The sequence below is a fragment of the Streptomyces sp. NPDC052225 genome (assembly GCF_040679615.1).
GTDB lineage: Bacteria > Actinomycetota > Actinomycetes > Streptomycetales > Streptomycetaceae > Streptomyces.
The window spans coordinates 37,450-48,513 of record NZ_JBFAVD010000043.1 but is presented as its reverse complement, the minus strand read 5'-3'; the positions used below and the strand labels follow the sequence as shown (position 1 = coordinate 48,513).

The 11,064-nt window shown below is 71.7% G+C and carries 10 protein-coding genes; 1 reads left to right on the top strand and 9 read right to left on the bottom strand.

Features of this window, described 5'->3' with window-relative positions; genetic code table 11:
* Positions 1-230 precede the first annotated feature (230 nt).
* A complete protein-coding gene (locus tag AB0L37_RS36475) occupies positions 231-1,412 on the top strand; it encodes a lactonase family protein (protein ID WP_365515774.1) in 1,182 nt (393 codons plus the stop codon).
* A 99-nt stretch (positions 1,413-1,511) separates the two neighbouring features.
* Here AB0L37_RS36475 and AB0L37_RS36470 read toward each other — a convergent pair whose 3' ends face one another.
* From AB0L37_RS36470 to AB0L37_RS36430, 9 genes are all read right to left on the bottom strand, one after another.
* Positions 1,512-2,231 carry a hypothetical protein gene (locus AB0L37_RS36470; protein ID WP_365515772.1) on the bottom strand — a complete coding sequence of 240 codons (720 nt, stop codon included), beginning with the start codon at positions 2,229-2,231 and terminating at the stop codon, positions 1,512-1,514.
* Entirely contained in the window at positions 2,228-3,052 is an 825-nt protein-coding gene (locus tag AB0L37_RS36465) for an AfsR/SARP family transcriptional regulator (RefSeq protein ID WP_365515769.1), read from the bottom strand. The genes AB0L37_RS36470 and AB0L37_RS36465 overlap by 4 nt, the downstream gene beginning before the upstream one ends.
* Before the next feature lie 63 nt (positions 3,053-3,115).
* Entirely contained in the window at positions 3,116-4,030 is a 915-nt protein-coding gene (locus AB0L37_RS36460) for a UbiA family prenyltransferase (protein WP_365515766.1), read from the bottom strand.
* A gap of 86 nt (positions 4,031-4,116) precedes the next feature.
* Complete coding sequence (locus AB0L37_RS36455; RefSeq protein WP_365515763.1) at positions 4,117-4,797, bottom strand: response regulator transcription factor; 681 nt, start codon at positions 4,795-4,797, stop codon at positions 4,117-4,119.
* Positions 4,754-5,917 carry an ATP-binding protein gene (locus AB0L37_RS36450; RefSeq protein WP_365515761.1) on the bottom strand — a complete coding sequence of 388 codons (1,164 nt, stop codon included), beginning with the start codon at positions 5,915-5,917 and terminating at the stop codon, positions 4,754-4,756. Before AB0L37_RS36450 ends, AB0L37_RS36455 begins: the two co-directional genes overlap by 44 nt.
* 209 nt (positions 5,918-6,126) lie before the next feature.
* Complete coding sequence (locus tag AB0L37_RS36445; protein WP_365515758.1) at positions 6,127-6,816, bottom strand: MerR family transcriptional regulator; 690 nt, start codon at positions 6,814-6,816, stop codon at positions 6,127-6,129.
* A gap of 172 nt (positions 6,817-6,988) precedes the next feature.
* Entirely contained in the window at positions 6,989-8,122 is a 1,134-nt protein-coding gene (locus AB0L37_RS36440) for an acyltransferase family protein (protein ID WP_365515755.1), read from the bottom strand.
* Between the two features lie 188 nt (positions 8,123-8,310).
* Positions 8,311-9,657 (bottom strand): prolyl oligopeptidase family serine peptidase, encoded by a 1,347-nt coding sequence (locus AB0L37_RS36435; RefSeq protein ID WP_365515752.1) that lies wholly within the window; start codon positions 9,655-9,657, stop codon positions 8,311-8,313.
* Positions 9,654-10,985, bottom strand: a complete 1,332-nt coding sequence (locus tag AB0L37_RS36430) for an MFS transporter (protein ID WP_365515749.1) — start codon at positions 10,983-10,985, stop codon at positions 9,654-9,656. The genes AB0L37_RS36435 and AB0L37_RS36430 overlap by 4 nt, the downstream gene beginning before the upstream one ends.
* Positions 10,986-11,064: the final 79 nt, after the last annotated feature.

Here is an 11,064-nt window from a genome sequence, read left to right as displayed (position 1 = left end):
CGCGACGGTGTAGACGCGGACCCTTCGTCTGCGGGTGCGTGGGGGCCGGTCGCGCAGTTCCCCGCGCCCCTGAAGGCATGCGCTGCGCGCAGCCTTCATAGGGGAAATGCGACGCGAAGCGTCTGCATTTCAGGGGCGCGGGGAACTGCGCGACCAGCCCCCACCGCACCCGCACCCGGCAACGAACCCCCCACCCCACGGCGAGAAGCCACAGCACCCCCGGAGCCCCGATGAACCCCACCCGCCGAAACCTCCTCACCCTCGCAGCGACCACCGTCACCTCCACAGCCGCGTGGACCGCGACCCGCACCCTGGCCCCCCGGCCCCCCAGACCCCACGCCCGCCTCGCCTACATCGGCGGCTTCACCAAGGGCGAGTACGGCCTCCCGGGCCTCCCGGGCATCGGCATCGCCCGCGTGGGCCCCACCGGCGCACTCCGCGTCACCCGCTGGCAGCGCGACATCGAGAACCCCTCCTACCTGACCCTCTCCCCGGCCCGCGACCGCCTCTACGCCGTGAGCCAACGCCCCGCCGGAGCCCCCGGCGCCCTGCACGCCTACCGCGTCGACGGCGACGAACTGCACCCCCTCGGCACCCCCCGCTCCAGCCAGGGCGCGGCCCCCGTCCACCTCGCCGTCGCCCCCGGCGGCCGCTTCCTGCTCACGGTGAACTACGACTCCGGGCACCTGGCCGTCCTGCCGATCGCCCGCGACGGCTCCCTGGGCGAGGCCGTCCAGGTCATCCGGCACCGCGGCCGCGGCCCGCACCCCGACGAACAGCGCGGCCCGCACCCGCACATGGTCGCCTTCGACCCGAAGGGCCGCCGCGTCCTCGTCCCGGACAAGGGCAACGACCGTATCCATGTCTACGACTTCGACCAGCGCACCGGCCGTCTCGCCGAGGCCCACCGCGCGACCCTGCCGCCCGGCACGGGCCCCCGCCATCTCGTCTTCCACCCCGGCGGCCGGCTCGCCTACGTCACCAACGAGCTCGGCCACACCGTCACGACGTGGACGTACGACGAGGGGACCGGCAGGCTCGCCGCGATCGGGCACGCCTCCGTAGCCCCGGCCGGCATCAACCCGCGCAACGCGCCCTCCGCCGTGCACGTCACCGGTGACGGCGCGTTCCTGGTGACCGCGGACCGCGGGCTGGACACCGTCGAGACGTTCCGCACGGCCGACCGCGGGCGCCGGCTGCGGCTCGTGCAGTCGCAGCCGGTCACCGCGAAGGCGCCGGGCACCGTCTGGCCCCGCGACGTGGCCCTCGACGCGTCCGACCGCTACGTCTACACCGCCAACCAGGCGGGCCAGTCGGTGAGTTCGTTCCGCCTGGACCCGGCCACGGGCCGCCTCACCCCGGCCGCTGCCCCGCTCCCGGTGCCGAGCCCGAGCTGCGTCCTGCTGCGCTGACTGACCAGGCCCGTACACGCGAAGCCAGAGAAAAAAGGGGGGGGCTTCCCGACTCCGGGAAGCCCCCCAGTTCACCTCACGTCACCTCACGTCACACCCCTAAGGCCGCCACTCCCGCACCCCGACCCGCGCTCCCGCGACCCCCGCCGCCACCGAGGCCGCGTACCCCTCGGGCGACCGCACGCTGCGCACGTACCACTCGTGTCCCGAGCCCGGTACCCGCGCCGCGCGCCAGCCGCCGAAGACCTGTCCTGTGTAGCGCGGCGGCGTCCGGCTCAGGCCCGTGCCCGCCGCCTTGACCAGCGCCTCGGCCCGCGTCCACTGCTCGAAGCCGTGGGTCGTGCGGCCGCCCTCGACGCACGGGATGCGGCTCCAGTCCATCCCGGGCCGCACCCGCTCCACGTCGACCCCGACCGGTACGTCCGCGGTGTCCGAGAGCGCGATCAGCGCGTACGCCGCCGAGTGCGACAGGCTCGCCGAGAGCGTGGGTCCGCCCGGCAGGTGGGGCACCGGCTTGCCGTGCCCCTCGTCCCCGCAGCGCGCGCAGTACCGGCGGAACGCCACCTCGGCGGGCGCCGCGCCGAGCGCCTCGCCGAGCAGCAGCCGGAAGACGTGGTGCACCGCGAGGTAGCGCATCCGGTCACCGGTCCTGCGCAGCCGCGCGAACCGTTCCCGCTCCGCCGCGTCCAGGACCGCGTACGCCTCGTCGAAGTCGGCCGCGGCGGACGCGGCGGCGATCGGGACCGTCCAGATCCGGATGCCGACGGGCCCCGGCGCGGCGCCGGGACCCGCGGCGGCTGTCGTGACCGCCGTGCTCACGCCGCCGAACCGCCCGCCAGGATGTCGTGCTGGAGGCGCCGCAGATCGGCGGAGGGTTCGAGGCCCAACTCCTCGGCCAGCACGGCCCGTACGTCGTGGAAGGCGCGCAGCGCGTCCCCGCGCCGGCCGCACCGGTGCAGGGCGTCGATGAGGCGCGCGTGCAGCCACTCGTTGAGCGGGTCGACGGCGATGAGGTGGCGCAGCTCGGGCACCAGCTCGCGGTGCAGGCCGAGACCCATCGCGGCCTCGATGCGCAACTCCTGCGCCCGCACCCGTAGTTCGTCGATCCGGGCGGCGTGCCCGGCGAGCACCCGGCCCTGCGCCACATCGGCGAGCGTGCGCCCGCGCCACAGGCCGAGCGCCGCGTCGAGCCGCTCCAGGGCCCGTTCCCGGCGCCCGGCGCGCAGCTCCGCGCTGCCCTGCGCGTGCAGGCGCGTGAAGGTCTCCAGGTCGAGCATCCCGGGTTCGGTGCGCAGCGAGTAGCCGGTGGCCTCGGTGGTGATGACGCCGCGCGCGATACCGGGGCCGAGCGCCCGCTCCAGCTCCTGGCGCAGGTGGTAGATGTGTGTGCGCACGGTGCTCACCGCGGTGGGCGGCGGCGCGTCGTCCCACAACTCGTCGACCAGCGTGTCCACTTCGACGATGTCGTGGGCGCGCACCGCGAGCAGCGCCAGCAGCTTGCCGACCTTGGGGCCGCGCGGCCGGTGGGTGAGCCCGCCGGTGCCGACCGCCTCCAGGGGGCCGAGGATGCGCAGCGCGAGCGTGGGGCCGGGGGCCGGTGAGATGTCGGGTATTCGGAATCCTGCCTGGGTGTAGTGCATGTGGGGGTCCCCCGTCGTCGCTCTGGGAATCGGCTGGGCGAGCCGGTGAATCGGCTGGCCGGACTACGAGATCGGCTGGGCGAACGTGACCAGGTGCGCCGTGTACTGCGTGACCATGAAGACCCGGTACGGCACCCGGCGCCGGGTGCGTGACGCGCCCGGCCTGGTCGTCAGCGCCGCCACGGACAGCGCGAGCGCCCCGCACAGCACGGTCGCCGCGGGCGCGGCGAGACCGGGCGCGGACAGCAGCACCGCGGCGGCGGCGAGGGAGCCGCCGATGGCCAGCGAGCTGAGGGTCACCAGGACCGCGGTGCGCCGGCTGCCCCACTGGAGCGTCCAGTTGCGGCGTCCGGCCCGCGCGTCGCCCTCCGTGTCGGAGAAGTCCTTGGCGACGGCGCCGACCAGCGTCATCCACAGCGTCAGGGCGACGGCGAAGACGATCAGTTCGGGCGTGAGGCGGCCGGGCCCGTCGGCGGTGCCCGCGAGATAGGTGAGCAGCCCGCTGCCGAAGACCGCGACCATGGTGCCGGGCGTCGTCCGCTTCAGGGCGAACGCGGGCGCGGAGTACGCGTATCCGAGGGCCAGCATGCACAGGGTCAGTACGCAGGTCGTGGGGCCGAGCAGCGCCCCGCCGGTCACGGCGAGCGCCACGAGCAGCAGGCAGACGCGGCGGGCGGTCGGCACGGGCAGCGCGCCGCGGGCGATCGGCCGGACCGAGCCGTTGACCCTGTCCTCCCCGATGTCGCTGATCCCGTTGTAGAGATAGGTGAAGGCCACACAGCACAGCCAGACGGCCGCGCCGGGGACGAGCGCCGCCGCGGCGACCGTGAATCGCAGAAGGAAGATGAGCTGGACCGCGTAGCGGGATTCCTGGGCGCACAGCGCGAGAATCCGGAATGGTCCATTCTGTTTCGCGGCGGTTGTTTCGTCGGGTGTTTCGGTAGGTGCTTCAGTTCTTGTCGTTGTCGCGATGGACATACCGGTGAATCTAATCCGAGTGGCGCCCGGATAAAACGCTCTCCATGGCGCAGGGCGCATACTCCCTTAGATGTACACGCGCCCGTTCACATTCGGGGGCGCCGGATCAACTGCGCGTCAACTGCTTTGTTCACGGCGTCGATTCGGGACACCGCGCCAAGCTTCTCGAAGATGTTACGCAGATGTCGCTTCACCGTCCCTTCGGTAATGGCGAGGCGACTGGCGATCTGACGATTGCTCAGCGCGGCGGCGGCCTGTGTCAGGACTTCGCGTTCGCGCGGCGAAAGCGTCTGCTGCGGTTCACTGAATCCGGACTCTCCCATTCCGCTGAACGGCACGGCAATCGTCATGTGCGGATCGTCCGTCGCCGCGTTGCGGATCGCGGTCAGCAGGGATTCCCGCGGCACGCTCTTGTGGAGATAGCCGCGCGCCCCGCGCGCGATCAGCTCCTGAACCAACTGCGCGTCGTTGTACATCGTGAGAATCAGGATGTGCAGTCGCGGAAAGCGCCGGACCAACTCGCTGACCACGGTGGGCGCGTGGTGCTCCGGCATCTCCACGTCGAGCAGCACGACCTCGGCCCGGTGGCGCTCCACCAGGTCGCCCAGGCCCTTGGAGGTGTCGGTGTCGGCGACGACGCACAGGCCGTCCTCGGCGTTGATCAGCTCGCACAGGGCGCCGCGCAGCAGGGAGTGGTCGTCGACGGCGATGATGCGGATCGGCTCAGCGGCCGGCGGCCGGTCGTCCGTTCCCGTACTGCTCTCCATGGTTCTCCTTGTCGTCCTCGTCGTCCTCGTCGACGGGCACCGTCAGCGCGACGGTCGTGCCCTTCCCGGGCGCGCTGTCGATGGTGACCCGGCCGCCGAGCAGGCGGGCCCGCTCGGTCAGCGAGGCCAGCCCGTTCCCCGCGGCCTGCCCTGGTGAGAAGCCGATGCCGTCGTCCTGGACGGTGGCCCTCACCCCCTCGCCCGTGACGTGCACCTCGATGACGACGCGCGTAGCGGCGGCGTGCGCGAGCGCGTTGCGCAGGCACTCGCGGAGCATGAGGAAGAGGTCGTCGCCCAGCGACCGGGGCAGCAGGTCCTGCGCGTCGGCGACCCGGATCTCCACCGCGGGCTCGTCCAGGGCCATCGCCGAGACGAACGCCTGGAGCGCGAGTTGCAGCGACCGCGTGGTGTTGGTCCGCGTGCGCAGCTCGGTGACGATGTCGCGCGTCGTGTAGAGCGTCTCCAGAATGGCCTGTTTGAGGCTGCTGAGCCGGGCGTCGGCCGCGGGCGTGAGCCCCTGCGTCAGTTCGTAGAGCTCCAGTTGGCGCAGGGCGAGCGAGGAGACGGAGCCGATCCGGTCGTGGATCTCGCGGGCCATGCCGTGGCGGCCCTGCTGCTCGGCGTCGCGCACCACGTCGAGCAGGAACAGGTCGAAGCCGCCCGCCCCTTCCTCGAGCCGCCGGGTGATCGCGGTCTGCAGGCTCATGAGGGCCTTCATCAACTGGTGGGCGGCGCCCGGGTGACGTACGACGGCGTCGCTGAGCGCCTCCATGACGACCTGGAAGAGCAGCGCTCCGGCCCGTACGGAATGCACGGGCGCGATTCCCTGGGAGATGCGCGCGCCTCCTAACCGCCGGGTTTTCTGCAGCAGTTGACGACTGAGCAGAGGCTGTGTCCCGTGGCGGAGCGAGTGCATGCATTCCGCGAGGACGTGCTGGGCCTGCTGGCGGCATGTCGTCCATGCCTCCTGGTCGATTCCCAGCGGGTTGTGCTGGTCCACGAGCAGGCGCCGATATCTCTCCAGGAGTTCGGATTCCAGGTCGCTCAATTCGGCCGCGAGTGCCGCGCCTTCAGGATTCAGGGTGTCGCCCTGCGGGTCCCGCGGCGGAGTGGTGTCCATTCTTTATCAGCCCCCGTCGATGCTCGTCACCGCGCCTTCCCGGCTCGACGGCGATGTCAAGAGGAAGGGGCTCCGAAGATCGGATTGAGCATGCCTTGAGCGCCAGGGGGTGTCAAGCCGCGTCCTGCCGTACCAGCCGGTACCTGATTAACGCTCAACTAAGTGGCGTGAAACCGACGTTGAGAGAAGTCGGGGAGTTGTGTGCTGCGTCACTTTTCCCGGCGGCGGGCCTTGGGGGATTCCGCGGAATCCGCCGTCGACTCGGCTTGTTCCATGAACTCCTCGAACTTCGCGGCGTCGTCCACCGAACGTGAGAAATGTTCATGAAGAAGCCGGCGCAGTGCGCACAGCGCGATATCCCCGAGCACCGTCCCCGACACCATGCTCGTGGCCGCCGTCTCCGGATCGCCCTTGCGGCGCAGCAGTTCGACCTCCACCGCCACGAGCCGCTCCAGCGCGTCGGCGTACGCGCCGAGGAGGTCGAGGAGGTCGTGCTGGCGCAGCCACTCGCACGCCACGAGGACCTGGGTCAGCGTCTGCCAGGCGGGGTTGTCCGCGCCGACGCGCCACTGCCGCTGAGCGGCGAACTCCTCGGCCCGGCCGCGCGCCCGCTCCCACTCCTGGTCCTGCGCGGTCGACCCGCGCGCCGGGAGCGCGTACTGCACGGCGCCGAGCAGCTCCCCGAAGGTCGGCTCGGAGGTGTCGACGCGGCGCAGGAGCTGCCGGATCGCCGCGTGCGAGAGCCCGCCGACGTCGAGCAGCGCGCGCACGAACGCGACGCGCCGCACATGGCTCTCGTCGTACGCGGGAAGGTCCGGCAGCAATTCCATGCGTACGTAGAAACGCAGCATCCGCTCCGGGATCCCGGCCCGCTCGCTCAGCTCGGAGAGGTCCTGCACGTCTCACGCACCTTCGGGCCAGTTCGGAATTACCGGGGACCTTAGGCAAGGCGGAAGCGGTTCGACAAGGCGCCCGGGGAAATGCGGGCGCCCACTGTTTCCAAGGTGGTAGACGCGTCCGCCTCCCGGGAGATCCCGGGAGGCGGGCAGCGGGCGAGGAGGTGCGGCCGGGCTATTGCCGGGCGGCCTTCTGGACGTCGCGCTTGAACGCCCACTCCATCTTCGGCTCCATCGCGAACCGGAACATCCGCTGCACCGGTGGTGTGCACAGCGCGGTGATCACGCTCGCCGCGGCCAGCGTCACCACGACCTCGCCCCACGGCGTGTGCACCCAGTCCACGTCGTACCAGTCCCAGAAGCGCGAGCCCTTCGCCAGGAACCCGTGCAGCAGATACCCGTACAGCGTTCCGGCGCCCAGGGCCGTGAACCAGAGCTTGCGCCCCGGCACCCACGCGAAGAAGCACGCGGCCAGGATCACCGAGCAGCCGAACATGGCGAGCGTCATCACGGCGCCGCTCCAGCCGGGCGCCGCCAGCTCCTGCGCGCTGTCGCGCCGGTAGAACCAGGCGGCGTTCATCCGCGGCGCCGCCCAGTACGCGAAGAGCAGGGCGCCCGCGAAGACGGGCAGCGCGAGCAGCCGCGCCTCCTTGCGGCGCACCAGCTGGAAGTGCTCGGGCTTCAGGCACAGGCCCAGTACGAAGAAGGGGAGGAACTGAAGGACGCGCTGGAGGTCCAGGTCGTCGCCGATGTCCGGCGAGACCGACGCGAGTGCCGCGATGGCGAGCGCAAGGGGCAGCGGCCAGCGCACCACCTTCCACAGCGGGGTGCTCAGCCGCCACACGAAGAGCGCGACCAGGAACCAGGTCAGATACCAGGGGTCGAGCAGACTGATCGGGTACGAGGGATCGTCCCCGGCCGTCCGCTTGAAGAGGGTGTACGCCACCTCGAACAGGACGTACGGCACCGCAACCCCGGTGACCAGGCGCTTCAGCCGGTTGGGGCTCGCATCGAACGACCGCGAGAAGTAGCCGGAGATGACGATGAACGCCGGCATGTGGAACGAGTACACGGTGATGTAGAGGGCGGACGCCGCCCGGCTGTCACCGCGCAGCGGCTCCCAGGCGTGCCCCATGGCGACCAGCACGATCGCCAGATACTTCGCGTTGTCGAAGAACGCGTCCCGCGCCTTGCCGTTCTTCTGTGCCGCCGCGGGGGCCCGTACCGCCTGAGGGGGAGGGGCCGCCACGGTCCTGCGCTGCTCGGGCAGCGGCGTCCGATGCGCCGCCAGCCGTACCGGTTCGCTCACGATCCCTCCAGAAGGGAACCCCGGCGCCCGGACACACGTCTTCTCAGGTTTGCGAGGTTCATGTGGCTGCGAGACATCCAAGGCACCGTAGTCACCCATCGAGGCGCACGTAAACCTGTGCTGGTCATGGGTGGTGCCTGTCACAGCCGCGCGCCCGGGCGCGGGCGTCACCGGGAGTCAGCAGGTCGTCACGACCTGTCGTACGGACGCGGGTACGAAGCCGGGACGTACCGGACATAACGTGCGTCGCCCGTCGGATCGGCCTCCCGCGCACGGGAGTTGAGGCCGGCCGGCGACGCGTCCCAGCGGCCCGAGTCGAGCCGGTGCTCAAGCGCGTGCAGGGCGACCAGCATCTCGCCGGAGGAGAAGGTGCAGTGCCCGGGCCCGTCGACGTACGCCTGCGCGAGCAGTCGTCCCGAGCCCGCCCGGTCGGCCGCCCGGTGGTACGCGGCCTCGGACGGGACCGGGATCAGCGCGTCGCCGGTGGTGTGGATGTCGAGCTGCGGGTCGGTGAGCCGGCCCGTGAAGGTGCTGGTCTCCCGCATCCAGGCCAGCGCCCGCGGATCGGCGGAGACGCGGGGCGCGCGGTTGAGGGCGCCGAGGTCCGCGCCGAGCGAGAGCCCCGCCTTCCGGTACAACTCGTCGACCTCCTTGAACAGCGGCGAGCGGTGCAGCATCGCCGTGTAGTCGACACCCGTGTTCCACGACGGATTGCCGCCGGCCCTGCTCTCCGCCTCCTGCCGCCAGCTGAACGCGGGGAACTGGAGCAGCCCGCGCACCGCCGCGTACTGGTTGGCCTGCTGTCCGTCCCGGTCCCCGGGGGCGGGCTCGGTCTGCGACGGGTCGTTGTGGCCGGGGATGCCGTGGAGCGCCGCGGCGAGCGCGATCCGGGCCCGGCCGCGCGCCGTGGTCTGCGCCTCGTCGACCTTCGCGGTGAGGGCGCCGGCCGCCTGCTGCGCCGCGCCCTGGTCGGCGAACCCGGTCAGCGGCACATCGGAGCCGAGCAGCGTCTTCAGGGCGAAGACCGGGTCGAGCGTGCTGTTCCAGTTGGCGACACCGCCCTGTACGAGCCCGCACATCGACAGCGACCCGTCGAACCGGTCCGCGTGCCGCTCGGCGAGCATCGTCGTGACGAACCCGCCGTACGACGTCCCCCAGGCGAGCGTGCGCCGCGCCGCCCCGAATCTCTCCGTGAACAGGTCGAGCGTGGCGAGCTGGTCGGGTACCGCGTCGGTCACGGCCCAGCCGTTGCTCGCGTAGGAGGACCCGATCAGCGCGTACCCCTCGGCGAGCAGCTTCTCCCGCGCGTCCGAACTCGGCGCGTCCTCACCGGTCTTGGGCGATCCGACGGGCCGGTAGCCGTGGCTGTACAGCAGCACGGTGCCGTTCCACTGCTCCGGTACGTCCATCAAGTAGGCGGCGCCGGAGGGCAGTTGCCCCTCAAGGTGCCGGTCGGCCGTGGCCTGCGCGGGCGGCGACGCCAGCAGCCCGGTCAGGGTGACGGCGGCGGCGATGGTCAGGGCGCGGAGTCTCACAGCGAGGTCCTCTCGGGAGCGGGGGAGGTGACGGGTGCTTCCAGGGCGTCCGTGCGCGTCTCGCGCATCCGCCACACGGTCAGCGCGGTGATCGCGGCGCCCCCGCACAGCAGCAGCGACACGGGCGTGGAGCCGCCGCCGGTCGAGGCGAGCAGGCTGCTCGCGATCAGCGGCGAGAACCCGGCGCCGATCAGCGTCGCGCCCTGGTAGCCGAGCGAGGCCCCGGTGTAGCGGACCTTGGTGCCGAACATCTCGGTGAGCAGCGCGCCGAGCGGCCCGTACATCGTCGACTGGGCGACGCCGTGGCCGAGCGCGAGGGCGAGGATCAGCAGGCCGGGGGAGCCGGAGTCGACCAGCGCGAGCACCGGGAAGGCGAGCGCCGCAGAGGCGATCGCCCCGGCGAGCACGACCCGCCTGCGCCCCACCCGGTCCGAGAGCGCGGAGGCGGCGGGCAGCACGAACAGGGCCACGCAGGACGCGATCGTCACCGCGGTCAGCACCTGCGGGCGCTCGTACCCCTCGTCGACGGCGTACGAGATCATGAACCCGGTCAGCAGCGACTGCGCCGTGAACGCGCCGATCCCGACGCACGCCGCGAGCAGCACCGGCTTCGGCCGTCGCAGCACCTCAAGGACCGGCGGCCTGGCGGCGACCGGAGTGTGCCGCTCGGCCTTGGTGAACAGCGGGCTCTCCGCCACCTTCAGCCGGACGAACAGGCCCACGCCGAGCAGCACCACGCTGAACAGGAACGGCACCCGCCACCCCCACGACCGGAAGTCGTCGTCGGGCAGCGAGGAGACGAGCGTGACCGTGCCGGCGGAGAGCACCGAGCCGAGCGGGGCGCCGAGTTGGGTGAACCCGGACCACAGCCCGCGCCGGCCGCCGCCGGCGTGCTCGGCGTGCTCGACGACCATGAGCGTCGCGCCGCCCCACTCGCCGCCGATCGCGAGGCCCTGCACGACGCGCAGCGCGACGAGCAGCACCGGTGCCCACACGCCGATGGCGTCGTACGTGGGCAGGACGCCGATGAGGAAGCTGCCGCTGCCCATCAGGACCATGGTCAACAGCATCATCGACTTGCGGCCGAGCCGGTCGCCGAAGTGCCCGAAGACGATGCCGCCGAGCGGCCGGGCGACATAGCCGGCGGCGAACGTACCGAACGCCGCGATGGTGCCGACCGCGGGATCGGCGTCCGGGAAGAACAGGTCGCCGAAGACGAGCGCGGCGACCGTGCCGTACACGAGGAAGTCGTAGAACTCGACGGCGGTGCCGAGGAGTCCGGAGAACGCGACGCGCCTCAACTGAGCGGATGAGCGGGACGGCTGCACGTGGAGCTCCCAACGCCGATGTCTGTGGTCGCTGGAAGTTAGGCAGTAATCATGCGGGCGTCAATATTCTGCACAACAT